This is a genomic window from Streptacidiphilus sp. EB103A, assembly GCF_041261405.1.
GTDB lineage: Bacteria > Actinomycetota > Actinomycetes > Streptomycetales > Streptomycetaceae > Streptacidiphilus.
The window spans coordinates 412150-435201 of record NZ_JBGCAQ010000001.1 but is presented as its reverse complement, the minus strand read 5'-3'; the positions used below and the strand labels follow the sequence as shown (position 1 = coordinate 435201).

The following is a 23052-nucleotide window of genomic DNA, read 5'->3' as shown; positions in this document are numbered from 1 at the left end:
ACGGCAAGGGCGCGGTACTGCATCCGGTCGCGGTCCAGGGCGCGGCGCGCTTCGGCCGCCTCGTCTCCGGCGCCTGGCCCGCAGGCGTGGCTGATGTTCCATCAACTTCCTTCACCAGCCTGCCAACCGTCTCCCCCGGAGCCTCGGCGCCGGGTGCGTCCTCGACCGTGGACGCGGCGCTGCCCCAGCAGCTGGCCCAACTGCTCGGCGTCCGCCCCGGGGCGAGGCTCACCCTCGGCGACGCCTTCGGACGCCCGGCCACCGTACGGGTCACCGGCGTCTACACGGCCCAGGGCAACGCCGGGTTCTGGCCGGGCATGGCCGGGGACCCGACCGCCGCGCAGGGGGCTGCCGACTCCCTCTTCGTCGTCTCCCCCGCCGCACTCAACGGCACCGCCGCGCTGAACGGCCAGGTCACCGTGTACTGGAGCGCGCAGGGCGAGTTCGCCGGCGTCGGCGCGAGCCAATTGGCGGGTTTGCGGGACCGGGCCGGCGCCTTCGCCGGGAGCCACGCCGACCTCTCCGTGTTCCACGGGGCGCAGCCGCCGCTCAGCCGCATGACGGCGGTGTCCTCACTGCCCCAGGCCGTCGACGCACTGGCCGCACCCATCGCGGTCGCCCGCTCCGCGCTCTACCAGCCGACCGCCCTGCTCGCCGTACTCGCCCTCACCGCACTGGTCCTGACGGCACGTCAACTCGCGGAGCACCGAAGCGGAGAGCTGGCGCTGCAGCAGGCACGCGGCGCCGGGACCGGTCGGCTGCTGGCGGCGGCCGCTGCCGAGTGGGCGCTGACCGGCATCCCCGCGGCGGTCGCCGCACCGTTCCTGGCGCAGTTGCTGGTGCACGGTGCGCTGGGCCCGGCCGGGTGGACCGCCGCCGTACTGACCCTGGCCGTGCAGGGCGCGGCCGTGCTGCTGCCGGTGCTCAGTCCGGCCCTGCGGCCCCTCTTCAAGCGAATATCCATCCCGCACCGCCCCAACGCTCGCCGCCGTGTCGGCGCGGTGGCGGTGCAGCGGGCCGGGCTGGATCTGGCGCTGGCCGTGGTCGCGCTGCTGGGCTGGCTGGAGCTGGCGCACCACCACGCCGTGGTGCAGGGCGCCTCGGTCGCGGCGGGCCCGGTGTCGGTGCCGGCGGTCGATCCGGCCGCGCTCGCCGCCGCCGACCCGGGATCGGCCGCCGTCCGCGCCCTGAGCACGGCGCTGTCCGCGCCCTCCCGCACCCTGCCGGACGGCACGGTACAGTTGCCCGCCCTTGGCTCACCCGACCTACTGGCGCGCGCACCGGGCGGCAGTCTCAGCGCCACCGTCCAGCCGTACGGGAAACCGGTGGTCCATCTGCGCTTCAGCCCCACCGGCAGGCTCACCGCCGATCCCGGACGGCACCCCCCTGCTGATCACCACTGCGGGGGCGGAGCAGCACCTGCCGCAGCTGTCCTCCGGGCACACGGCGGTGCTGCTGTTCGGCGGTGGCGCGCACACGTCCGCGACTGCGCTGCACGCCGCCGGCGGACGGCTGCTGGGACCGCTGGCGCAGGTCACGGTGCGCACCGAGGCGCTGGCCGCGCTGCGCGGGGACGGGCTCACCCGGGGCGTCGGCGTCCTCTACACCGCGAGCACGCTGCTGGCGGTGCTGTTCGCGCTGCTCGCCGTCACTCCGGAGCTGGTGCTGACCGCGCCCGAACGCGGAAGGACCACCTCCTACCTGCGCACTCTCGGCCTGACCGGCCGCGGGGCAGCCGTCCTGCACCTGGTGCAACTGCTGCCGCTGGTCCCCGTCGCCGCGCTGGGCGGAGTCGTGCTGGGCCTGCTCGAACCGCGGATCCTCGGCCCGGCCCTGGACCTGCGGGCCTTCACCGGCGGTCCCGGCCGGCCCGCGCTGCACACCGATCCGGCGCTGACCGTGGCCCTGGGCCTGGGCGCGGCGCTGCTGGTCCTGGCGGCCGCGGTGGTGGAGACGCTGCTGGCCCGCACCAGGACACTGGCGGCACGGATCAGATAGGTGGAGGATCAGCCGTCGGTGAACGAGACTGGGCAGGTCCGTCCGCCACGAAAGGAACCACCGTGTCCGCTGTCCACAGCGTGCTGTTCTTCGAGTTCGACGACCCCGACGCGGCGCTGCCCGCCCTGCAGGAGGCCAAGAAGCTCCCCGGCGTGCACCAGGCGGCGGCACTCACCCGCTCGGCCGAGGGCGAATTCGACATCGCCGAGAGCTGGATCCACCGCGTGGGGGCGGCGACCGCCGCCGGGGGCGCGGTCGGCGCCCTGATCGGTCTGCTCGCCGGTCCGATGGGCTCGTTCGTGGGGGCGACCGCGGGTGCCTGGCTCGGCGGCACCACCGAGGCGCACCAGGCGCAGGACTCCTTCGCCACGCTGGTCCTCTTCGGCGCCGAGGTGGAGGACGACACCAGCCAGCTGATCGTCGACATCACCGAGGCCGACCAGGGCCCGGCGGACGAACTGGCGGCCCGTCACGGCGCGGCGCTGCACCGCCGCCCGGCCGAGGAGGTCGAGGCCCGGGTGAAGGCCGCCGAGGAGGCCGCGGACCGCGCCAACGCCGAGGACGAGGCCGCCAAGTGGCGCTGACGCCACCGGCCTGACGAAGCAACGAGAGAGATGGACGACATGGCAGACATCGAGTTCGACGACGACGGCCGCCGCCGGCTCCGGGCCCTGCAGGGGGACCACCAGGTGGGCAAGATCGACTACTTCGTGCTGGAGCAGCCGCCGACCGCCCGGGTCGGCGTGCACACCGAGGTCGACCCGGACCATCAGGGTGAGGGCATCGCCGGAATGCTCGCCGCCGAGTTCTACCGCCGCGCCGCCGAGGCCGGACAGGGCGTCGTCCCGCTGTGCCCCTACCTCAAGCGCTGGTCGCTCGCCCACCCCGAGCAGGCGCCCGCGCCGGACCAGGAACTGACGGACCGTGCGCTGCGGAAGCTCCGCGAGGACCCCGCGACGTGGTGACGCTGCGTCAGTACTGAACTACCGCTGCCGCGGGCCCCGGCGAACTGCGCCGGGGCCCGCGTCTTTGGCTGGACGCAGACCGTTTGCTCCTGTCGGATTCGGCTAGTCGCCCTACAGAGGGGCACGTTGACGACCCGCGTACCCCAGTCCGCAGGAGAGGATCGGCATGTCCACAGGTCTGATCATCGTGATCGTGGTTGCGCTCGTTGCCGTGGCCGCGCTGGCCGCCATGGCCGTGATGCGTCCGCAGCAGCGGAACCGGAAGCTACGACAGCAGTTCGGCCCCGAGTACGACCGCGAACTGGCCCAGCACGACGGCGACATCAGGGCGACCGACCAGGTACTGGAGGAACGGGTCAAGCGCGCCGGCGACCTGGACATCCGTTCACTGGACGCGGCACAGCGTGAGCGCGCCCTGGCGCGGTGGACCACGCTGCAGGAGCAGTTCGTCGACTCGCCGGCCAAGGCCGTCATCGACGCCGACCACCTGCTCGGCGAGGTCCTGCGGGACCGCGGCTTCCCGGCCGCCGACTCGTACGACGAGCAGTACGCGGCACTGTCCGTGCACCACGCCCCCGCGCTGCCGGGGTACCGCGCCACGCAGCAGGCCGCCGAGCGCGCCCAGCGGGGCGAGGCCACCACCGAGGAACTGCGCCAGGCATTCGTCAACGCCCGTGAGACCTTCGACCAGTTGATGGGCGAGGAGACCGCGGCGCCCGCCACCACCACCAGCAGCAGCCACGAGAGGACGGCCTGATGTCCGACCGACGTTTCCCCGAGCAGCACGAGGACCTGCAGGACCGGGCCCGCTGGGACGAGGAGTCCCCCGAGCGCCCCGGCTCCCCCGAGCCCGGCGACACCGACCTGAAGGCGGACGAGGACGCGAACGCCGAGCAGCCGGAGGTGGCGAAGCCGGACCTGGAGAAGCCCGAGCTGGCGAAGCCGCACGCCGAGACCACGGTCGCCCACCCGGACGTGGACGCCGCGCGAACCGAGCTTCCGCTGCCCGCCCCGGCGGCGGCGCCTGTCGTCTCCCCCGCTCCCACCGCTCCCACCGCCGCCCCTGCGGGCACGGTCGGCCGGCTCTTTCCCGAGGGCGCGGGTGAGAAGCTGCGCGACCGCTGGCAGCACATCCAGATCGACTTCGTCGACGACCCGCGTCACGCCGTCGAGGAGGCCGACGCCCTGGTCGACCAGGTGGCCGCTCGGCTCACCGAGTCCATCACCGCCAACCATCGTGCCTTGCGCGACAGTTGGGACAAGCAGGGGGCCGGCAGCGCCGCCGACGACAGCGGCTTCCCCACGGAGCAGCTGCGGCTGACGCTGCAGCAGTACCGGTCCATGCTGAACCGCCTCCTCGACGCCTGACCGGGAGGGGGCTCAGCCCTGATCCCACTCCTTCGGCACCCGGGTCGCCGTGTCCAGGAAGAACGCGTCGATGCTGCGCACGGCCTGGGCGAACTCGTCCAGGGTGACCGGCTTGGTGATGAAGGCGTTGGCGTGGCTCCGGTAGGCCTCGGCGACGTCCTGGGGTGCGCTGGAGGTGCTGAGCACCACCACCGGGATGACCTTGAGCTGCTCGTCGGTCTTCAGCACCGCGAGCAGCTCACGTCCGTTCATCCGGGGCATGTTGAGGTCCAGGACGATCAGGTCGGGCCGGTCGACCCCTGGCGTCCGCAGGTGTTCGAGCGCGGCGACGCCGTCCACCGCTTTGTGCAGGATCCGGGCGGTCCCGTGCTCCAGCAGTGCTTCTTCGATCAGCATGGCGTCGGCTGCGTCGTCCTCGACCAGCAGGATGTCGCATCCGCGCGCGGCGGCGGGCGCGGCCGTGGTCACGTGTCCCCGTCCCGGGCGGCCGAGCGGGCGGCCGGGCCGGCCGACGAACCGGTGACGCCGTGCGGATGCCTGGCCGGTGCGACCAGTCCGGGCCAGCGTCGCCGCGCGCCCTGACGGCTCATGTTGCAGGCCTGCCCGAGCTGCGGATATCCGGCGCCGACGTCGGCGGCATGCTCAGCCGCCCGGTCGACCTGCCGCTCCACCGCCCGCTGGAGGTGCACCAGGGCGTGCAGATGCGCCAGCGCGTCGCTCTCCGCCGCGCCACCGGGCAGCGCCCCCGGATCGCCGAGCGGGCGGAAGGCGCGGATGGCCAGCCGGTGCGCCAGATCCGCGACCGTGGCGTCGGCGACGGCGGCGATCTCGGCTTCGGAGAGGACGAGGGCGAAGTGGGTGCCGGGCATGCGGCTCAGGGTAGGCCCTGGCCTGATCCCGCGACAACGTCCGTTGTCCGTCACGCGGCTGGTGTCCATCACCCGGCTGGTTTGGACCGTGCGCATCAGGCAAGTCGCTTGAGTGTAAGCAGTGGCATCACCTCGTGTCGGCTGCTCCACCACACAATGGAGGTCTCGACCATGGGTATCGGCGGCTGCATCATCGTGTTCGCCCTGGGGGCGATCCTGACCTTCGGCGTCAACTGGCATATCAGCGGTATGAACGTCCAGGTAGTGGGTGTGATCCTGATGGTCGCCGGCCTGCTCGGCCTGGTCACCTACGCCGGCGTCTACCGCCGCCGCTTCCCCGGCGGACGCGGTGGGCGCCCCGAGGAGATCGTCGAGGAGCGCCGCTACTACGACGGCCCCTGACGTACCGGCGGCCCTGAACGCAGCAGGGACAAGGTACGCGTCCATTGAGGTCGCACCCGGGGAATGGTAGGCATCTCCTTGTCTGACACACCGTCAGCTCTGGAGGTGCGTGCACATGACCATCACCACCCTGCGCTTCAACCAGGTCGCCCCCGGCCTGGACCGCCGCGACCTCTCCGCCCGCTACCGGGCCACCGTGGAGATGTCCGTCTTCGCCGACGAGGCCGGATTCGACCTGGTCACCCTGGAGGAGCACCACGGCGCGGACAACGGCTGGAGCCCGTCGCCGATGCTCACCGCGGCCGCGGTGCTGGGCTCCACCCAGCGGCTCGGCGTGATGCTCTGCGCCCTGATCACGCCCCTCCACGATCCGCTGCGCCTCGCCGAGGACATCGCGGTCCTGGACCACCTAGGCGCCGGACGGATCACCGTGGTCGCCGGGATCGGCTACCGCCCCGAGGAGTACGCGATGCTGGGCCGGGAGTGGTCCGAGCGCGGCAGGCTCCAGGACGAGGTGCTGGAGACCCTGCTTGCCGCCTGGACCGGCGAACCGTTCGAGTACCGGGGCCGGACGGTGCGGGTCACCCCGCCGCCGCGCACCACCCCGCACCCCGGGCTGATGGTCGGCGGCTCCTCACGGGTCGCGGTCCGCCGGGCGGTGCGTCTGGGACTGCCGTTCTTCACCTCGGCCTTCCAGCCCGAACTGGTCGCGTACTACGACGCCCTCGCCGCCGAGGCGGGCTTCGAGGGCGGCTTCGCGACCCTGCCCCCGGAGCGCACCGCGATGATCCACTGCACCGAGGACCCCGACAAGGCCTGGGCCGAGTACGGCGAGTGCTTCCTGCACGAGGCCCGCACCTACGCCGGCTGGCAGACCTCCGACATCCACTCGGCCATGGCCTCCGCCTCGATCACCCCCGAGCAGCTGCGCGCCGAGGGCATCTACGCCTGTCTCACTCCCGAGGAGTGCCTGGCCCTGGCCGCAGCGGAGGGGCCGATGGGCAGCCTGCTGCTGCACCCGCTGTGCGGCGGACTCCCGGTCGACGCCGGCTGGGAGAGCCTGCGGCTGTTCCGCGACCGGGTGATGCCCCACCTGGGGACCTGACCGCGGACGCTGACCCACGTGGCTACCGCAGCGCCGCTCCCAGCGCCACGGCGAGCTCGTCCATCCGGGCGGTCGGCACCCGCTGCTCCGGCGGGCTGTTGAGGAGGGCGAAGACGCCGGGGCCGCGGAGCTGCTGCGGCAGGTCGGCCGTGCGCGGGACGAGGTGGAAGTGGACATGGCCGAAGCCCTCGGCCTCCGCGAACTGGACCACATAGGTCTTGGCGCAGCCGGTGACGGCCGCCAGCGCGCGGGAGAGCCGGACCTGCCACAGGCCCAGCCCGGCAGCCTCCTCGTCGGTGAGCCCGCCGACCGTGGTCACATGGCGGCGCGGGAGCAGGACCAGCCAGCCCGGCAGCGCCGTGTTCATCGCGTGCGCCACCCGCCAGTACCGGTCGGCGGCTATGCGTTCGCGCGGCGGGAGGTCGTCGTAGGCCCCGTCCATCCCGCAGCTGTAGCAGTCCTGGACGTGCTGGTTCTCCGTCACGGCCCCATCATGCCGGGTGGGACTCCGGCTCCGGCCCGGATTCCGCGTCCGCTCCCGGCCCAGGTCCCGGCCCAGGCTCAGCCCCAGGTTCCGCCCGCTCCGGCGGCCGGGGCGGGATGGCCGTCCAGGAGAGCAGCGCCGCTGCGGCCAGCAGTCCCGCACAGCCGACGACCGCCGCGCGGAAGGCATGGTCGACCGCGTGGGCGGACCGGTACTGCTCGCCGCTGAGGCCGACCAGCGCCGGGAGCGCGGCGACGGCGAGCAGGCTGCCGGTGCGGGCGGCGGCGTTGTTGACGCCGCTGGCGATACCGGCCCGACGGGTCTCCACGGCGTTGAGGACGGTCTCCGTCAGCGGGGCGACCAGCAGCGTCATCCCGGCGCCCAGCACGACCGAGGCCGGCAGCACATCGGTCAGGTACGAGGCGTGCGCGCCGATCCGCAGCATCAGCAGCGCACCCGTACCCGCCAGCAGCGGGCCCAGCGTGAGCGGGACGCGCGCGCCCACCCGCTCGCCCAGCTTCGCCGCCGTGGGCGAGAACAGCAGCATCAGCAGGGTCAGCGGAAGGGTGCCGAGCCCGGCCAGCAGCGGCGAGAACCCGGCGGTGATCTGCAGTTGCAGCACCAGGAAGAACAGCAGCCCGCCCAGCGCCCCGTAGATCAGCACCGTGACGATGTTCACCACGGTGAACAGCCGGGAGGCGAACAGTCCCAGCGGCAGCATCGGCGCCGCCGTCCGCCGCTCCGTCCGGACGAACAGCGTGCCCGCCACCACCGCCAGCACCCCGGCCACGCCCGCCCCGACCGGGTCGCCCCCGGCGCTGGTGAGCGCCGCCGTGAGCGCGCCGAGCGCCAGCGCCGCCAGCACCGCGCCGCGCAGGTCGAACCGGCCGGTCTCGCTGTCGTCGCGGTTCTCCGGGACATGCCGCAGGGCCGTCACCACCACGGCCGCCGCCAGCGGCAGATTGATCAGGAACACCCAGCGCCAGCCCGGGCCGCCGACCAGCCAGCCGCCCAGAACGGGGCCGGCCGCACCCGCGACGCCGCCGAGACCGGACCACAGGCCCACCGCCGCGGCCCGGTCGTCCGGATGGAACACCGCCTGGATCAGCGCCAGCGAACCGGGCGTCAGCAGCGCGCCGCCGACGCCCTGCAGGGCCCGCGCGGCGATCAGCACCTGCACATCGGGCGCCAGACCGCACACCGCCGAGCAGACCGCGAACCAGACCACCCCGACCACGAACACCCGGCGGCGGCCGTAGCGGTCGCCGAGCGCCCCGCCCAGCAGGATCAGCCCGGCCAGGGTCAGCAGATAGGCGTTGACGACCCATTGCAGCGCGCCGATGGAGGCATGCAGGCTGGCGCCGATATGGGGCAGCGCGACATTGATCGCGGTGCCGTCCAGCATCGCCATGGCCGAGCCGAGGACGGTCGCGAGCAGCACCCAGCGCCCGGCCGTCCCGGACAGCCGGACACCGCCCGCCGCGACGTCACCGCTGATCACTGGCTCATCACCTGCCTTCACCTGCCCGTCGTGGGAGAGTGCGGTGTGCCGACGAGAGGACAGTGACCGTGACCACTGATCCGGTACGTTACAGCGCAGCCCGGCCGGTGGCGGCCCGGCATCCCGGGAGGCCGTCCGATGATCAGTCATGACCTGTGGGTCGTCCAGGTTCCGATCCTTGAGAAGATCCTTCGCACCGTCCTGGTGTACGCCCTGGTGCTGCTGCTGTTCCGGGTCGCCGGCAAGCGCGGCCTGGCGACGCTCAACACGTTCGACTTCGTGGTGATGTTCCTGTTGTCGAACGTGGTCCAGAACGCCGTCATCGGCGCGGACAACAGCCTGCTCGGCGGAGTGATCGGGGCGGTCACCCTGGTCGCCGTCAACGCAGCGATGAACCGCTGGGTGGCCTCGGACGAACGTGCCGAACGGCTGCTGGAGGGCACCGCCACCACCGTCATCAGCGACGGCGCCTTCGTGCCCGACGCGCTGCGGCGGCTGGCCCTGCGCACCAGCGAGATCGAGCACGCGGTGCGGGTGCAGAACGGCGACAGCGTCGAGGAGGTCGCCGACGCGCGGCTGGAGCCGGGCGGCCAGCTGATCGTGACCCTCAAGGAGGCGGACCAGACCGCGACGCACAGCGACATCGAGGCCATCCAGGCCCGGCTCGCGGCGATCGAGGAGTTGCTCGCCACCCTGGCGGCCCAGGGCGGCAAACACCTCTGAGGTGAGCTCAACCCTGCGATTTTCAGCCGTTTATTCGCCACAGCTGACTGAATCCGCACCACTGGCCCCACCCCTAACAGGCCCTTAATTCGCAGCTCAGTCCTGATATGTGCGGACCGCACTGTTCCGCTTGCCCGCAATTGCCCTCCCGGGCGGCCCTCCGCCGCCCCCGGGAGCGCGGACAGGCGACGTGGTTATGCTCTGCCCGGCCTTGATCACCCATCTTGATCACCCATCAGGACGAAGGACGGCGGACGCCCGTGCAGGACACCGCAACGCTCAGCGCCGAACGGCTCATGCCGGGTGTGATCTCGTACGAGACCCCGCGCGTCGCCGACGACTACTGCCGCTGGGACGACTCCGGCAGCTGGCTGCTCGGCTACCCGTTCCTCCCCCTGGCACTGGGCCTCGACGAGCTGCCCGGCGCGCACCTGGTGGACCTCGGCTGCGGCCCCGGCGACCTCACCTGCTGGATCGCCGACCGCCACCCGATCCGGACCACCGCCGTCGACGCCTCGGCGGCCATGCTCGACCTGGCCCGCTCCCAGCACCCGCACCCGGCGGTGGACTACCGGCTCAGCCTCGACAACGGGATGCCGTTCCTCGACGACGGCTGCGCCGACGCGGCGATGGCCTCCTTCCTCTTCACCTGCATCGACGACCGGAAACTGATGCAGATCCTGGTCGACGAGGTGGCCCGGGTGCTGCACCCCGGCGGGCGCTTCACCATCCTGATGCCCAACCCGGACCAGGTCCACGACGCCGCCTTCGAGGGCTTCCACCGCGGCGAGCCCGGCGTCCGCTACCGCTCGGGCGACACCCTGCCGGTCCGGCTCCGCCGCGAGGACGGCAGCTGGGCCAGCATCACCAACACCTACTGGGCCCGGGAGACCTTCCAGGAGGTGCTGGCCGAGGCGGGGTTCACCGGACCGACCACCGAGCTGACCCCGCTGCTCGCCGACGCGTACGGCGTCGCCGACCCCGCCCTGATCGCATCCCGCCCCTGGACGGCCGAGCGCGAGCGTCCCCCGTTCATCCTGATCACTGCCACCCGCTGAGCGGCCCTGATGGCACAATCGCCGTCATGGGGACAGAAGATCAGCCGCAGCCGGCGGACGAGTGGGAGAACCACCTGCTCGACCTCGACGCCTACCTGAAGCGCGTCGGCCACACCGGGAGCGTCGCACCCGACGCCGCCACCCTCACCGCCCTGCACCGCGCGCATGTGGCGACCATCCCGTTCGAGAACCTGGCGCTGATGCTGGACCGCCCGGTCCGCACCGACCTCGGCAGCGTCCAGGACAAGCTGGTGCACCAGGGCCGCGGCGGCTACTGCTACGAGCAGAACACCCTGTTCGGCGCGGTGCTGCAGCGCCTGGGCTTCCGACTGGACCGGCTGCTCGCCCGGGTCGGATCCGACCAGGAGCCGCTTCGCCCGCGCACCCACATGGTGCTCTCGGTCGAGGTCGACGGCCGCCGGCTGCTCGCCGACACCGGCTTCGGCAACGGCCTGCTGGAGCCGATCCCGCTGGACCCGGACGGCCCGCGGCAGCAGGGCGTGTGGACCTACCGGACGCTGGGTCCCGACGCGACCGGGGTCCGCCGCTTCCAGGAGCTCGCCGCGGGCGAGTGGCAGACCCGCTACCGCTTCACCGACGAGCCTCAGCACGCGGTGGACGTGGCGATGTCCAACCACTACACCACCACCTGGCCGACCTCTCCGTTCCTGCAGCGGCCGATCGTGATCCGCCGCGAGGCCGGGGGCACCCGTGAGCTCATCGGCCGTCAGTTCTCGCTGCTGGTGCCGGGCCGGGCGTCCGAGAGCGTGGAGCTGTCGGACGCCGGGGTCATCAGCGCCCTGCACGACACCTTCGGGCTGGACTTCACCCCGGAGGAGCAGGCCGTCCTCAGAGCTCGACTGCCATCGCCTCTGACGCCGCCTCAGCCTCGGTGATCCTGCGCACCGCCACCACGTCCGCCCCGGCCACGGCGACCAGCACGACGGCTGCCGCCATGAACACCGCCAGCGGCGGCAGCACCGCGCCCAGCGGGACGAGCAGAGCCAGCGCCACCAGGCCGACATGGCGCGCCCGGTTGAAGTAGCCGAACATGATCCGCTTCAGCAGCAGGTGCCCGGCCAGGAACAGGGCCGGGCCCGCGACCAGCACGAACGCCGTGGTGAATCCGGCCGCGTGGGCGCCGGAGTGGCTGATGACGATCTCGTCGCCGACGGCGGTGACGATGACGCCGGCCACGATCGGCAGATGGACATAGGTGATCCGCAGCCCCATCCGACCGGTGTCGGCGGTGGTCTCGACGACGGAGTCCACCGCTCTGCCCGCCAGGGCGAAGTAGATCCACCACATCGTCACCGCGATCGCGAACGCCGTGACGAAGGCCGCCGTGCGCCCGGCGTCGAACCGGGCGCTGCCGAAGGTCTGCCCGCTGACCAGGATCGACTCCCCCAGCGCGATGATGACGAACAGTCGGCACCGCTCGACGAAGTGCTCCCCCGAGATGTTCCAGGCCGTGGTGCTGGACCGCCCCAGCCCGGGCACCGGGAAGCCGATCGCGGCCGCCAGGTACTCGACCAGCGCCGCGACCGCCCACAGCCCGGCCCTCGCGGCCGGGCCGTGGACCAGCGCGCCGGCCAGCCAGAACACCGTGCTGAGGCCGAACCACACCAGCGCCCTGGTGTACTCGCGGGAGAGCTGCTGACCGCGCAGCGCGACCGCCGCGAAGAGGTGCCGACCGAGCTGGATGGCCAGGTAGGCCAGCACGAAGACCAGCCCGCGACCGCCGAACGCCTGCGGCAGCGCCGCCGACATCACCAGGCCCGCCAGCATGATGCCGACGATGGCCAGTCGCACCGCGAGCTGGTCAGGATCGAACCAGTTGGTGAACCAGGCGGTGAAGTTCCACGCCCACCACACGGCCGTCAGCAGCACCAGGGTCTCCGCCGCCCCGGCCCAGTCGAGGTGGGCGAGCAGCAGATGGGACAGCTGGGTGACGGCGAAGACGTACACCAGGTCGAAGAAGAGCTCCAGGAACGTGACCCGCTGCGCGGCGCTGCGGTCCCGCAGCAGCGCGGTCCCCGGTTCGGAGGCCTCGCCGGGGATCGGTTGTGAGCCCGGTTCAGGACCGGTCGCCGAGGTCGGTATCGCCACCAGCGCACCCTATCCCGGGCCTGGCTCCTCCCTCAGTCCCGACGCACCGTCCTGTCTCAGTGGCGCGCGGCAGAGTCCGCGCCCGCCGGTGCTGCGGCCACGCCTGTCCCCGTCGCTTTCGCGGTCACCGCGCCCGCGGCCGTCGCCGCTGCGATGGTCAGCAGCGCGCCGAGCATCAGCGCCGACGGCTCCCCCGGCGCCAGCAGGTGCAGCTGCGTGCCCAGCGCGGCCGCCGCCACCGGCACGCCCAGCTGCGCGGCGGCCAGCACGCCCAGCGCGATCGGCTGGCCGCTCACCCGCATCACCGCGTGCACCGCGACCGCGCCCGCTCCCAGCCCCACCCCGAGCAGCACGAACGAGGGGTGCCGTCCCAGCTCACGGAGATCCAGCGAGGCCCCCAGCCAGAGGAAGAACAGTGGTCCGAAAAAGCCCTCGGTCAGTGCGAACAGCTGCTTCGCCAGCCGCCTCGGCTCCCCGACCGCCGCCACGACCAGCCCGAAGGAGAAGCCGGCCAGCATGATGGACACATGCGTCCGGACCGCGAGCGCGGCCAGCGCGAACAGGATCATCAGGCTGATCCGCAGCTCCAGCGCGAACTGCCGGTCCTGCGACAGCCGGTGCAGCTTCCGCCGGTAGCCGTTCCGCTCCAGCCGACGCAGCGCCGGGAACAGCGCCCCGGCACAGCCCAGCACTGCCAGCGCCCCCAGCGCCGCCCGGGCGGCGTGGCCCGGGTCGATCACCAGCGGCAGAGCCACGATGCAGAGCGTGTCCGCGACCGCCACCTGCGGCAGCAGCCCCAGCACCTGCGGGCCGCCGAGTCCCAGCGCGTCCACGATCGGCAGCACCAGCGCGGCGGATGAGGAGGCCATCAGCACCGCGTACAGGGCCGCGTGCCCGGTGCCGAAGCCGTCGGCGACCGCCAGCGCCGGCCCGACGGCGACGGCCCCGACCGCCAGAGCCCGCAAGGTCCCGGTCCGCAGGCCGGCCCGCAGGCTCGGGTCCCGCAACGGGACATGCGCCCCCGCCACGAACATCACCAGCGCGAAGCCGATGTCGGCGAGAAAGCCGAAGGTGGCGTTGCCCGCGTGCAGGAACCCGACGACGGTCGGCCCGAGCACCACCCCGGCGACCAGCTCCCCCAGCACCACCGGCAGGTGCCACCGCCGAGGGAGTGCCAGCAGCGGGCCGAGCAGCCCGGCCAGCGCGATCACCGCCAGCGTCGAGAACCCCATGGGACCGGCCGCCTCCCTGGGCGTCGACGTGGACGGGTGGACGACCAGTGTCGCGCACGGAGGACCGGCGAACCTGTCGCCACGAGTGCCTTACCGCCCCACGGCGTACCCCTGCATCCCGCGCGGGTTAGCCGCCGCCGACAGCACCCCGGTCCACGGGTCGCGGGCGACCGCGCACATGCGTCCCTCGGACCAGGGGTCCGCCACGGTGACGAGGTGCCCGCGCCGCCGCAACTCGGCGACGGCCGCCTCGCCCACCCGGGATTCGACGGTGACGCTGCCGGGCTGAGTGGTCCTGGGATGGAACGAGCTGGGGAAGCTGTCGGTGTGCCAGTTCGGCGCGTCGATGGCCTCCTGAAGGCTGAGCCCGCCGAGGGCCACGGCCAGGAAGAAGTGCAGCGACCACTGGTCCTGCTGGTCCCCGCCCGGCGTCCCGAAGGCGAGCACCGGCTCGCCTTCGCGCAGCGCCAGCGACGGCGAGAGGGTGGTACGCGGACGACGGCCCGGCATCAGCGAGTTGGGGAGACCGGGTTGCAGCCAGGCCATCTGCAGCCGCGTACCGAGCGGGAATCCCAGCTCAGGAATCACCGGGCTGGACTGCAGCCAACCGCCGCTGGGCGTCGCCGCGACCATGTTCCCCCAGCGGTCGACGATATCGAGATGGCAGGTGTCGCCCCGTGTCGAACCATCCAGACGAGTCGTCAAACCATCGACAGAGACGGTCGGTTCACCCAGCCCGAGCCCCAACTCAGCTCCCTCGACCGGAAACTCCGGCAGCACGGCCTTACGCCCACCAGGGCTGCCCGGCCGAAGCTCGAACGAAGCGGTCTCCCCGATCAACTCCCGCCGCTCGTCGTTGTACTCACGCGACAGCAGGTCGGCCAACGGGACGGACTCACCGGCCCCGCCCTCCCCCGCGTCCCCATACCAGGCCTCTCGGTCGGCCATGGCGAGCTTGGTGCCCTCGATCAGCGTGTGCCGGTACTCGGGCGAGTCGTATCGCAGCCCGTCCGGCAGCAACGCAAGCTGCTGGAGGAAGACCGGACCCTGGCTCCACCCACCGGCCTTGCATACCGTCCAGCCGTTCCAGTCATACCTCGCCGGCTCCTCGTACTCGGCCCGGTACCCGCTGAGGTCGTCGCCGGTAAGAGTGGAGGCGTTCCGACGTCCCGAACTGTCCATCGCAGGCCGACCGGCGAACTCCACCATCGCCTCCCCGATGAACCCCTCCCGCCAGATCCGCCGGGCCGCGTCGATCGCAGCCTCCCGCGACAACCCAGCCGTCTCGGCCAGCAACCGCCGCCAGGTCGCCGTAAGCGCGGGGTTCCGGAACAGCGCACCCGGCCGCGGCACCGGAAGGTACAACTCCGCGGAGCTGGTCCACTCCCTCTCAAACAGCTCCCGCACGGCCTCCACCGTCGCGGTGACATTGGGCGCCAACGGATGTCCCCGCTCGGCATACCCAATGGCGTAGTCCAACACCTCCGCCAGCGACTTGGTGCCGTAGTCCCGCAACAACACCATCCAGGCATCAAACGCCCCAGGCACAGCCGCAGCAATCGGCCCGGTCCCGGGCACCAGCTCCAACCCCAGCGACCGGTAGTGCTCGACAGTCGCCCCAGCCGGAGCCGCCCCCTGCCCACACAACACCCGCACCCGGCCCCCGTCCCCCGCAGCCGCGAACACCACGGGCACCTCCCCACCGGGCCCATTCAGATGCGGCTCCACCACATGCAGCACAAACCCCGCCGCCACAGCCGCATCAAAGGCATTCCCCCCGCCCTCCAACACCGCCATGGCCGACTGCGACGCCAGCCAGTGCGTACTGGAAACCATGCCGAAGGTGCCCTGCAGAGTCGGTCGAGTGGTGAACATACGGATGGACTCCCCTTCGCGAACAGCCGGAATCGATGAGCCTGACCACCGGAGCAACCGCTCACAGGTGGCTACTCACTATGGAGCAGCTCCATCAGCTCGTCCGTGCTCATCGTGGTGGTCGCCCGCCCCCGCATGCCCCGCGCCAACCGCTGCCCGGACGTCTCGCCCTGCTCGCGAATGCAGTCGTCGTGGTGCCCACACAGGTCCGCTGGGCCATCGACGCTACCGATCAGAGCAAGCAGGCTCTCTGGCACTGCCCCCGCCTCGGGTGAGTCGGCCACAGGCAGCGTCTGGGCAACCCTCGACAGCTCCTCGTCCTGGGTGACGAGCAGGCGCAGGCGTCGCACTTGGGTCGGGGAAAGCCGGTCCACCAGCTGGTGCATGACCTGGTAATCGTGTGCATCGACCACCCCAGCAGTCTAGGACGGCCACACGGCCCGGTCCGCCCGATTCACCGACGTTCACCCCTGCTGGCAACCGGCAGCGGCCGTTCAGCCGTCGCACCAATGGTCCGCGAGATGGGCGACTCGGTTCCGAACGGGCTCACAGAATCCGTACCACGCCGTGGTACGGCGCGCTACCCTGGTCACATGGTTCTTCCGAAACGCCACCCCACAGACGTCAGCGTGCGGCAATTCGTCGCCAACTCCGGCACCGTCACGCGCGGCCTCCGCCAGGGCCGCCCCTATGTCCTGACTCTCAACGGCGAACCCCTGGCCCAGATGATCCCGATTCGTCGCCGCCGATCCGTTCCCAAAGACGAAGCGCTGGCAATCTTCGCCACAGCCCCCCTCCTCGACGCCGCCGATCTGCGCGACGACCTGGACGCCACGGTGGAGCAGGACCTGCGCGACCCCTATGAAGGAACAGATCTGTGACCCATGAGGAGGGAGTGCTCGACACCAACATCATCGCGGCGCTCGGGGCCTACGGATCCGCAGGGCTCCCCGAGGAGCTCCTGATCACAGCTGTCACCCTCGGTGAGCTCTCCCACGGACCGCACGCAACCGACGACCCTGCCAAACGCGCCAAGCGCGTGGCGGTCCTCCAATATGTCGAGGCCACCTTCGATCCCCTCCCCTACGACCGTGACGCAGCAAGGATCTACGGCCAGATGTGCGCCGCCGTGATCGCCATCGGTCGCCAGCCTCGCGGGCGCTCAGCCGAGCTGATGATCGCCGCTACAGCAGCGAGCAATGGACTCCCCCTCTACACCTCGAATCCAAAGGACTTCCAGGGCCTGGATGATCTGGTGGAGATCGTTGCCGTCACCCGCCCTTCAGCCGCCTGAGACGCGCAGACCTCACGGCAGCGGCCCCAGGCGGCGCTTCAGGGGCTCGCGGCCCTTGGGCTGGGACGTGTCCGGGAGGTGCGGTAGGGGGTGCAGGTCGCAGCTGACTGGCTTGTCGGTGGTGATGGTGATGCGTTCGCCGCAGTGGTAGAGATCCAGTGGCGGGCCGGAGGCCAGGGTGTAGTCGGCGCCGGACGGGGTGATCTGCACCTGGAGTCTGCGGCCGCGGAACTGGAGCCGGAAGGCCAGGCGGGTGAGCCGTTGCGGGAGGCTGGGGGCGAAGGCCAGGTGGTGGCCGCGCAGGCGCATTCCGCCTAGTCCGGCGACCAGGGCCGTCCAGGTGCCGGCCAGCGAGGCGATGTGCAGGCCGTCGCTGGTGTTGTTCTCCAGGTCGTTCAGGTCCATCAGGGCGGCCTCGCCCAGGTAGTCGTAGGCCAGCTCCAGATGGCCGACCTCGGCGGCCATCACCGCCTGGCAGTAGGCGGACAGCGATGAGTCACGGACCGTCAGCGGCTCGTAGTAGGCGAAGTTGCGCGCCTTCTGGTCCGGTTCGAAGGCCTCGCCGCGCAGGTACATCGCCAGCACCAGGTCGGACTGCTTGATCACCTGCTTGCGGTACAGGTCGAAGTAGGGGAAGTGCAGCAGCAGCGGGTACTGCCCCGGATCGGTGTGCTCGAAGTCCCAGGTCTGGTGCCCGGTGAAGTCGGCCGACTGCTCGTGCACGTCGAGGTCGTGGTTGTAGGGGAGGGCGATGGCCGCCGCCGCGTCGCGCCAGACCGCGGTCTCCTCGTCGTCCACGCCGAGGGCGTGCGCCTGCTCCGGGTGGCGCTCGGCCGCGTCCGCCGCCGCGCGGAGGTTCGCCTGCGCCATCAGGTTGGTGTAGACGTTGTCGTCGGCGACGGCGCTGTACTCGTCCGGGCCGGTGACCCCGTCGATGTGGAAGGCGCCGGCGCTGTCGTGGTGGCCCAGCGAACGCCACAACCGCGCGGTCTCCACCAGCAGTTCCATGCCGACCTCGCGCTCGAAGTCGGGGTCGCCGCTGATCGCGGTGTAGCGGACCACCGCGTCGGCGATGTCGGCGTTGATGTGGAACGCGGCTGTCCCGGCCGGCCAGTAGCCGGACCCCTCCTCGCCGTTGATGGTGCGCCAGGGGAAGGCCGCCCCGGACAGCCCCAGCAGCCGGGCCCGTTCGCGGGCGGCGTCCAGGGTGGAGTGCCGCCAGCGCAGCGCGTGCGACACCGCGTCGGGATGGGTGGCCGCGAGGACCGGCAGCACCACCGTCTCGGTGTCCCAGAAGCTGTGCCCGTCGTAGCCGGAGCCGGTCAGGCCCTTGGCGCCGAGGGCGCGCTGCTCGGCCCTGGCCCCGGCCTGCAGCACATGGAACAGGGCGAAGCGCACCGCCTGCTGGATCTCCGCGTCGCCCTCGACCTCGACGTCGGCACGGTCCCAGAAGTCGTCCAGGTAGTCGCGCTGCTGCCGCAGCAGCTCCTGCCAGCCGGTGCTGCGGGCGCCCGCCATGGCGGCCTCGGCCTGGTCCCGCAGGGCCGGCAGTGAGCGCTCGGCCGACCAGCCGTAGGCGACGAACTTCTCCAGCCGCAGCCGCTGTCCGGGCTGCACCACCGAGGTGACGAGCAGTCGGCTGACGTTCTCGCTGGACTCGGCGAAGGTGGTGGTGCCCTCCGGACCGTCCACCCGGTGGTCCGCGGTGACGGCGATCTTCAGCCCGCTGCGCAGGGTGGAATGGGCCAGCGCGAGCCGCGTCCCGGTCGCGTACCCGGCCTCCGGCTGCAGGGTGCGGTCCAGCGCGGCGGCGATCCGGGGGTCGCCCGACCGGAGGGGCATCTCTTCGGACGCGACCAGTTCGGACTGCACCACGATCCGCGCCATGCCGTCGATCGGCTCGACCTCGTAGGCGATGGCGGCGACGGCTCGCTGGCTGAAGGAGACCAGCCGGGTGGAGCTGACCCTGACGGTGCGTCCGGCCGGCGAGGTCCATTCGCAGCTGCGGCGCAGCACTCCCGCGCGCAGGTCGAGCACCCGCTCGTGGTTGTGCAGCACGCCGTAGCGGAGGTCGAAGGGCTCGTCGTCGACCAGCAGCCTGATGATCTTGCCGTTGGTGACGTTGACGACGGTCTGCCCCGACTCCGGGTTGCCGTAGCCGGCCTCGGCGTAGGGCATGGGGTGCAGCTCGTGGAAGCCGTTGAGGTAGCTCCCCGGCAGTCCGTTGGGCTCGCCCTCGTCCAGGTTGCCGCGCCAGCCGATGTGGCCGTTGGAGAGCGCGAACAGCGATTCGCTCTGGGCCAGCATGTCCAGGTCGAGCTCGGTCTCGCGCAGCGTCCAGGGGTCGACGGTGTACGCGGGGTGGGGAATCATCCGTGGCTCTCCAGCAGTTCGGCGAGGTCCTGCACAACGGTGTCCGCGCCGTGGGCGCGCAGCTCGTCGGCCTGGCCGACGCGGTCCACGCCGACCACGAAGCCGAACCGGCCCGAGCGGCCGGCCTCCATGCCGACCAGGGCGTCCTCGAAGACGGCGGCGACGCCGGGCCCGACGCCCAGCTCCCGGGCGGCCTCCAGATAGGTGTCCGGGTACGGTTTGCCCGGCAGCCCGAGCCGCTCGGCGACGCCGGCGTCCACCCGTACGTCCAGCAGGTCCTCGATCCCCGCCGAGACCAGTACGTCGTGGCAGTTGGCGCTGGACGAGACCACGGCCGTGGCCAGCCCGGCCGCGCGGACCGCCTTGAGGTAGCGCACGGTCCCCTCGTACGCCTGGACGCCATCGGTGCGGATCTTCTCCTGGACCAGGATGTTCTTGCGGTTGCCCAGGCCCTGCACGGTGTCGCGCTCCGGGGGGTCGTCCGCGGCGCCATCGGGCAGCTCGATGCCGCGCGAGGCCAGGAAGCTGCGGACGCCGTCGGCGCGGGGGCGGCCGTCCACGTACTCGTCGTAGTCCTCGACCGCGTCGAAGGGCGTGAAGCCGTCGCCGTAGCGAGCGTGCAGGAACGCGTCGAACATCTGCTTCCAGGCCGCGGCATGGACGACGGCGGTACGGGTCAGCACCCCGTCCATGTCGAACAGGCAGGCCGAGATGGACTCGGGCAGGCCGAGGCCGAGGCCATTGCGGGAGCTCGGGGTGCTCGGGGTGCTCATGCGGCGCGCATTCCCCGTTCCTGCGATCTTCATGCCTCTGCCGGCCGGGCCGCGCCCGTTCGGCAGAGGCTGTGTCAGTCCGCAGGCCCTGCCGCCAGCGTCACTGACTTGCTGTGGTTGCCGCCGGCCTGGTCGGTCCACTGGACGGTGACCCGGTCCCCGGGGCGGTGGCCGGTCACCAGGGTGGTGAGTGCGCCGGGGCCGGAGACGGACCGGCCGTCGAACGAGGTGACCAGGTCTCCGGCGACCAGGCCCGCCCCGGCCGCAGGGGATCCGTCGACCACTCCGGCGACCAGGGCCCCGGGAGAGCCGTCCGTGAAGGTCTCCACCTGGAGCCCCAGCATGGCGGTGGGCCCGATGTGGATGCCGTCGGCCGTCCGGCCGCTCTCGATGGCGTCGGCCACGGAGCGGGCGGTGGCGATCGGCGTGGCGAAGCCGACCGTACCGGGGCTGCCGCCGTCCGCGCCGCCCCGGAAGCTGAAGCCCTGGGACGCGGCCGTGTCCACACCGACCACCGAGCCGGACGCGTCCAGCAGCGGACCGCCGGAATCCCCCGGCTGCACCGCGGCGTCGACCTGGATCATGCCGGTCAGCTGCTCGGACTCGCCGGTGGCGTCGTCACCGGCGGTGATCGACCGCTGGAGTGCCGTCACCCGGCCCGGGGACGCCTGCGGGACGTTGCCGCGACCACCGGCATTGCCCACGGCGGTGACCTGGTCCCCGACCCCCAGCCCGGACGAGTCCCCGAGCCGCACCGTCGCCAGCCCCGAGGCTCCCTTCAACTGCAGGACGGCCAGGTCGTGGCCGCGGTCGTAGCCGACCACGGTCGCGGTGTAGCTGCGCCCGTCGCCGATGTCCACGGCTGAGATCTCGGTGGCGCCGTTGATGACGTGGTTGTTGGTGAGCACCTCGCCCGAGGGGGTCAGCACCATGCCGGTGGCGGCGGCCCGGATGTCCTGGTAGCCGAGGACGACATTGATGTCGACCAGGCCCTTGTCGACCGTGGTCACCGCGATGGTCGTGCCGGCGGAGGGCGATGCGCCCTTCGACCCGGTCGCGCTGCCGCTGCCGCGCCCGTCCCGGGTGCTCGCCCAGACGGCCGCCACCAGGACGACCACCAGCACCAGCAGTACGAAGGGCCTGCGCCTGGGCGCGCGGCGCCCCATGTCCGTCCCACTCATGCCTGTCTTGTGCCCCGTGGGGGGTGATCGTGCGCGGAATCGTCCGACCGAATCTCTTTCTCAGGTTTCTCGGACAGTCCGGTTTCTCAGACGGTGCGCTTGCTCAGACGGCGCGCTCCCGGGCCGCCCGCACGTCGCGGTGCCACAGGATGCCCGCGCACGCGGCGATCCAGAGCACCAGCACCACGATCCCCCTGATCACGCCGTCGTTGTGGAAGTAGGCCACGCCCTGGATCGCACGGACCCCGACGCCCACCGGCAGCACCGAGGAGAGCGGGTGCAGCCAGGCCGGCAGGAAGTCCGGGGGCAGTATGCCGCCGCTGGTGGCGTTGCCCAGGATGAGCAGCAGCACCGAGGAGACGCTCACCCCCGCCGGGCCCAGCAGCCGCACCAGCGCCATGGTCGCCCCGCCGACGGCGGCCGCCATCAGCGCGGTGAGCCCGGCGATGGCGAGGAAGGGGCCGGGCAGCGCGCCGAAGACGGTGCCCGCGATGGCGGCGACGGCCAGGCCGCCGGCCGCGCTGAAGAACGCCAGGCCGGCCATCCGCCAGCGGAACTCCAGCCTGGGGGCCATCTGATAGGTCATGGTGCCGAACAGGAAGCCGGCCAGCACCAGGCCGAAGGCGGAGTAGAAGACCGACAGGCCGCGGGTGTCACCGCTGGAGGCCGGCTGGACGTCCTGCGCGGCCGAGACCTTTCCGTGCAGGAAGGTGCCCTCCAGCAGGGCGGTGACGGAGGGTCCGTTGGCACTGCTGTAGAGCAGGACCGGGCTTCCGGTCGGGCCCGACGCGTCGTAGGCCGCGTAGACCTCGCGGTGCTGCACGGCGCTGCGGGCGGAGGCCAGGTCGGGGTAGCTGCGCAGCTCGAAGCCGGCGTACTGCTCGGTGGTGGCACCGACGACGGCCACCGGCAGTTGGTGCGGCTTGGGCGCGTGGAAGGCGGCGAGGTAGACGCTGACGAAGATGGCCCCGATCGCCAGCACGATGAGAGCGGGCAGCAGCGCGCCCTTGGCCCCGGTCGCGCCGACACGGGCCTCGGGCGCGTCCACGACATGGTCGTGCGGGTGCGGCTGGGGGCGGGCGTGGCGCGCCGCGGCTTCGGCATCATGGTCGGACACGACGGGGGACACGGACACGTGCGGCGGCCTCTCGTTTACCAGCTGAATATAAGGCAACTGTTAATCATGATAGACAACCATCAGTTTCCTTACAAAATTCCGGAGCCAGGAGTCCCCAGGTGATCGACGACCCGTCCACCCGAACCGGCTATCTGGCCTGGCAGTTCGCCCAGGCCGTGGTGCTGCGCCTGGAGCGCGGGCTGCGCCCGCTGGACCTGAGCCTGGCCCAGCACAACGCCCTGGTGCAGGTGGGCCTGTCGCCCGGGATCTCCAGTGCCTCCGTCGCCCGGCGGGTCGGGATGACCGCCCAGTCCATGGGCACCGCCGTCAACGGGCTGCTCGACCGGGGGCTGCTGGAGCGCCGGCCGCACCCCACCAACCGCCGGGTGATGCAGCTCCACCTCACCGAGGCGGGGCTGGCCCTGGTCGAGCTCTCCCAGGCGGCCCTCAACGAGGCCCACGCGGGCCTGTTCGAGGCCCTGTCCGCCGACGACGAGGCCGTCCTCGGCGGACTGCTGCGACGGCTGGTCCAGCACACCAATCCGGAGGCCCTGGACCTGAGCCGCCCGCGTCCGGAGTGAACAGGCCGCGGAGCGTCAGGATTGCGTATGGATCGGCGGCGGGC

26 protein-coding genes are annotated in these 23052 nt (G+C 72.0%); 13 read left to right on the top strand and 13 right to left on the bottom strand.

The features are described 5' to 3' along the window. Positions 1-572 precede the first annotated feature (572 nt). The gene (locus tag ABH941_RS01970) at positions 573-1076 is read right to left on the bottom strand and encodes a hypothetical protein (RefSeq protein WP_370126755.1); all 504 of its coding nucleotides are present in this window, start codon (positions 1074-1076) and stop codon (positions 573-575) included. A 175-nt stretch (positions 1077-1251) separates the two neighbouring features. On the opposite strand from ABH941_RS01970, the gene ABH941_RS01965 reads away from it, so the two are divergent. From ABH941_RS01965 to ABH941_RS01945, 5 genes are all read left to right on the top strand, one after another. Next, on the top strand, positions 1252-1998 hold the full coding sequence (locus ABH941_RS01965; protein WP_370126754.1) for a hypothetical protein: 747 nt from the start codon (positions 1252-1254) through the stop codon (positions 1996-1998). A 62-nt stretch (positions 1999-2060) separates the two neighbouring features. Beyond that, the gene (locus ABH941_RS01960) at positions 2061-2582 is read left to right on the top strand and encodes a histidine kinase (protein ID WP_370126753.1); all 522 of its coding nucleotides are present in this window, start codon (positions 2061-2063) and stop codon (positions 2580-2582) included. 39 nt (positions 2583-2621) lie between these two features. After that, positions 2622-2963, top strand: a complete 342-nt coding sequence (locus tag ABH941_RS01955) for a GNAT family N-acetyltransferase (RefSeq protein WP_370126752.1) — start codon at positions 2622-2624, stop codon at positions 2961-2963. A gap of 166 nt (positions 2964-3129) precedes the next feature. Further along, positions 3130-3720 (top strand): hypothetical protein, encoded by a 591-nt coding sequence (locus ABH941_RS01950; protein ID WP_370126751.1) that lies wholly within the window; start codon positions 3130-3132, stop codon positions 3718-3720. Further along, positions 3720-4331, top strand: a complete 612-nt coding sequence (locus ABH941_RS01945) for a hypothetical protein (protein WP_370126750.1) — start codon at positions 3720-3722, stop codon at positions 4329-4331. Before ABH941_RS01950 ends, ABH941_RS01945 begins: the two co-directional genes overlap by 1 nt. 12 nt (positions 4332-4343) lie before the next feature. On the opposite strand, the gene ABH941_RS01940 is transcribed toward ABH941_RS01945, so the two are convergent. Together ABH941_RS01940 and ABH941_RS01935 are read right to left on the bottom strand one after the other, a co-directional pair. Beyond that, complete coding sequence (locus tag ABH941_RS01940; RefSeq protein ID WP_370126749.1) at positions 4344-4799, bottom strand: response regulator; 456 nt, start codon at positions 4797-4799, stop codon at positions 4344-4346. Then, the gene (locus ABH941_RS01935; RefSeq protein ID WP_370126748.1) at positions 4796-5200 is read right to left on the bottom strand and encodes a hypothetical protein; all 405 of its coding nucleotides are present in this window, start codon (positions 5198-5200) and stop codon (positions 4796-4798) included. Before ABH941_RS01935 ends, ABH941_RS01940 begins: the two co-directional genes overlap by 4 nt. A gap of 171 nt (positions 5201-5371) precedes the next feature. Here ABH941_RS01935 and ABH941_RS01930 point away from each other — a divergent pair, with 171 nt between their 5' ends. Together ABH941_RS01930 and ABH941_RS01925 are read left to right on the top strand one after the other, a co-directional pair. After that, positions 5372-5602, top strand: a complete 231-nt coding sequence (locus ABH941_RS01930) for a hypothetical protein (protein WP_370126747.1) — start codon at positions 5372-5374, stop codon at positions 5600-5602. Between the two features lie 115 nt (positions 5603-5717). Next, positions 5718-6707, top strand: a complete 990-nt coding sequence (locus ABH941_RS01925) for an LLM class flavin-dependent oxidoreductase (protein ID WP_370126746.1) — start codon at positions 5718-5720, stop codon at positions 6705-6707. A 22-nt stretch (positions 6708-6729) separates the two neighbouring features. On the opposite strand, the gene ABH941_RS01920 is transcribed toward ABH941_RS01925, so the two are convergent. Then, positions 6730-7191, bottom strand: coding sequence for an HIT family protein (locus ABH941_RS01920; protein WP_370126745.1), 462 nt, complete (start codon positions 7189-7191; stop codon positions 6730-6732). A 7-nt stretch (positions 7192-7198) separates the two neighbouring features. Further along, positions 7199-8692: an MFS transporter gene (locus tag ABH941_RS01915; RefSeq protein WP_370126744.1), complete on the bottom strand. Its 1494-nt coding sequence runs from the start codon at positions 8690-8692 to the stop codon at positions 7199-7201. Positions 8693-8830: 138 nt separating this feature from the next. Here ABH941_RS01915 and ABH941_RS01910 point away from each other — a divergent pair, with 138 nt between their 5' ends. From ABH941_RS01910 to ABH941_RS01900, 3 genes are all read left to right on the top strand, one after another. Beyond that, on the top strand, positions 8831-9415 hold the full coding sequence (locus ABH941_RS01910) for a DUF421 domain-containing protein (protein ID WP_370126743.1): 585 nt from the start codon (positions 8831-8833) through the stop codon (positions 9413-9415). A 260-nt stretch (positions 9416-9675) separates the two neighbouring features. Further along, positions 9676-10473, top strand: a complete 798-nt coding sequence (locus tag ABH941_RS01905; protein ID WP_370126742.1) for a class I SAM-dependent methyltransferase — start codon at positions 9676-9678, stop codon at positions 10471-10473. Positions 10474-10499: 26 nt separating this feature from the next. After that, positions 10500-11369 (top strand): arylamine N-acetyltransferase, encoded by an 870-nt coding sequence (locus ABH941_RS01900; protein WP_370126741.1) that lies wholly within the window; start codon positions 10500-10502, stop codon positions 11367-11369. Here ABH941_RS01900 and ABH941_RS01895 read toward each other — a convergent pair. From ABH941_RS01895 to ABH941_RS01880, 4 genes are all read right to left on the bottom strand, one after another. Further along, positions 11323-12582 carry a low temperature requirement protein A gene (locus ABH941_RS01895; RefSeq protein WP_370126739.1) on the bottom strand — a complete coding sequence of 420 codons (1260 nt, stop codon included), beginning with the start codon at positions 12580-12582 and terminating at the stop codon, positions 11323-11325. The two genes, ABH941_RS01900 and ABH941_RS01895, sit on opposite strands and share 47 nt — an antisense overlap. Positions 12583-12638: 56 nt before the next feature. Beyond that, positions 12639-13814, bottom strand: a complete 1176-nt coding sequence (locus tag ABH941_RS01890; RefSeq protein WP_370126738.1) for a cation:proton antiporter — start codon at positions 13812-13814, stop codon at positions 12639-12641. A gap of 90 nt (positions 13815-13904) precedes the next feature. Continuing rightward, positions 13905-15689 carry a gamma-glutamyltransferase family protein gene (locus ABH941_RS01885; protein ID WP_370126737.1) on the bottom strand — a complete coding sequence of 595 codons (1785 nt, stop codon included), beginning with the start codon at positions 15687-15689 and terminating at the stop codon, positions 13905-13907. A gap of 71 nt (positions 15690-15760) precedes the next feature. Continuing rightward, complete coding sequence (locus ABH941_RS01880; RefSeq protein WP_370126736.1) at positions 15761-16102, bottom strand: hypothetical protein; 342 nt, start codon at positions 16100-16102, stop codon at positions 15761-15763. A gap of 180 nt (positions 16103-16282) precedes the next feature. Here ABH941_RS01880 and ABH941_RS01875 point away from each other — a divergent pair, with 180 nt between their 5' ends. Both ABH941_RS01875 and ABH941_RS01870 read left to right on the top strand, forming a co-directional pair. Continuing rightward, on the top strand, positions 16283-16570 hold the full coding sequence (locus ABH941_RS01875; RefSeq protein ID WP_370126735.1) for a hypothetical protein: 288 nt from the start codon (positions 16283-16285) through the stop codon (positions 16568-16570). After that, positions 16567-16983: a type II toxin-antitoxin system VapC family toxin gene (locus tag ABH941_RS01870; protein ID WP_370126734.1), complete on the top strand. Its 417-nt coding sequence runs from the start codon at positions 16567-16569 to the stop codon at positions 16981-16983. The genes ABH941_RS01875 and ABH941_RS01870 overlap by 4 nt, the downstream gene beginning before the upstream one ends. A 12-nt stretch (positions 16984-16995) precedes the next feature. Here the strand turns inward: ABH941_RS01870 and ABH941_RS01865 are convergent, their stop codons facing one another. From ABH941_RS01865 to ABH941_RS01850, 4 genes are all read right to left on the bottom strand, one after another. Further along, entirely contained in the window at positions 16996-19356 is a 2361-nt protein-coding gene (locus ABH941_RS01865; RefSeq protein ID WP_370126733.1) for a glycoside hydrolase family 65 protein, read from the bottom strand. Continuing rightward, on the bottom strand, positions 19353-20129 hold the full coding sequence (locus tag ABH941_RS01860; RefSeq protein ID WP_370126732.1) for an HAD family hydrolase: 777 nt from the start codon (positions 20127-20129) through the stop codon (positions 19353-19355). The genes ABH941_RS01865 and ABH941_RS01860 overlap by 4 nt, the downstream gene beginning before the upstream one ends. 74 nt (positions 20130-20203) lie before the next feature. Continuing rightward, positions 20204-21310 (bottom strand): S1C family serine protease, encoded by a 1107-nt coding sequence (locus ABH941_RS01855; protein WP_370126731.1) that lies wholly within the window; start codon positions 21308-21310, stop codon positions 20204-20206. A 103-nt stretch (positions 21311-21413) separates the two neighbouring features. Next, on the bottom strand, positions 21414-22427 hold the full coding sequence (locus ABH941_RS01850) for an ABC transporter permease (protein ID WP_370126730.1): 1014 nt from the start codon (positions 22425-22427) through the stop codon (positions 21414-21416). A 119-nt stretch (positions 22428-22546) separates the two neighbouring features. On the opposite strand from ABH941_RS01850, the gene ABH941_RS01845 reads away from it, so the two are divergent. Next, on the top strand, positions 22547-23008 hold the full coding sequence (locus tag ABH941_RS01845; protein ID WP_370126729.1) for a MarR family winged helix-turn-helix transcriptional regulator: 462 nt from the start codon (positions 22547-22549) through the stop codon (positions 23006-23008). Positions 23009-23052 lie beyond the last annotated feature (44 nt).

Bases quoted from the DNA above. Each gene is read 5' to 3' on its own strand.
- ABH941_RS01865 (WP_370126733.1), bottom strand. From the start codon at position 19,356: ATGATTCCCCACCCCGCGTACACCGTCGACCCCTGGACGCTGCGCGAG.
- ABH941_RS01875 (WP_370126735.1), top strand. From the start codon at position 16,283: ATGGTTCTTCCGAAACGCCACCCCACAGACGTCAGCGTGCGGCAATTC.
- ABH941_RS01945 (WP_370126750.1), top strand. From the start codon at position 3,720: ATGTCCGACCGACGTTTCCCCGAGCAGCACGAGGACCTGCAGGACCGG.
- ABH941_RS01955 (WP_370126752.1), top strand. From the start codon at position 2,622: ATGGCAGACATCGAGTTCGACGACGACGGCCGCCGCCGGCTCCGGGCC.
- ABH941_RS01935 (WP_370126748.1), bottom strand. From the start codon at position 5,200: ATGCCCGGCACCCACTTCGCCCTCGTCCTCTCCGAAGCCGAGATCGCC.
- ABH941_RS01950 (WP_370126751.1), top strand. From the start codon at position 3,130: ATGTCCACAGGTCTGATCATCGTGATCGTGGTTGCGCTCGTTGCCGTG.
- ABH941_RS01900 (WP_370126741.1), top strand. From the start codon at position 10,500: ATGGGGACAGAAGATCAGCCGCAGCCGGCGGACGAGTGGGAGAACCAC.
- ABH941_RS01855 (WP_370126731.1), bottom strand. From the start codon at position 21,310: ATGAGTGGGACGGACATGGGGCGCCGCGCGCCCAGGCGCAGGCCCTTC.
- ABH941_RS01890 (WP_370126738.1), bottom strand. From the start codon at position 13,814: ATGGGGTTCTCGACGCTGGCGGTGATCGCGCTGGCCGGGCTGCTCGGC.
- ABH941_RS01910 (WP_370126743.1), top strand. From the start codon at position 8,831: ATGATCAGTCATGACCTGTGGGTCGTCCAGGTTCCGATCCTTGAGAAG.
- ABH941_RS01930 (WP_370126747.1), top strand. From the start codon at position 5,372: ATGGGTATCGGCGGCTGCATCATCGTGTTCGCCCTGGGGGCGATCCTG.
- ABH941_RS01925 (WP_370126746.1), top strand. From the start codon at position 5,718: ATGACCATCACCACCCTGCGCTTCAACCAGGTCGCCCCCGGCCTGGAC.
- ABH941_RS01860 (WP_370126732.1), bottom strand. From the start codon at position 20,129: ATGAGCACCCCGAGCACCCCGAGCTCCCGCAATGGCCTCGGCCTCGGC.
- ABH941_RS01885 (WP_370126737.1), bottom strand. From the start codon at position 15,689: ATGTTCACCACTCGACCGACTCTGCAGGGCACCTTCGGCATGGTTTCC.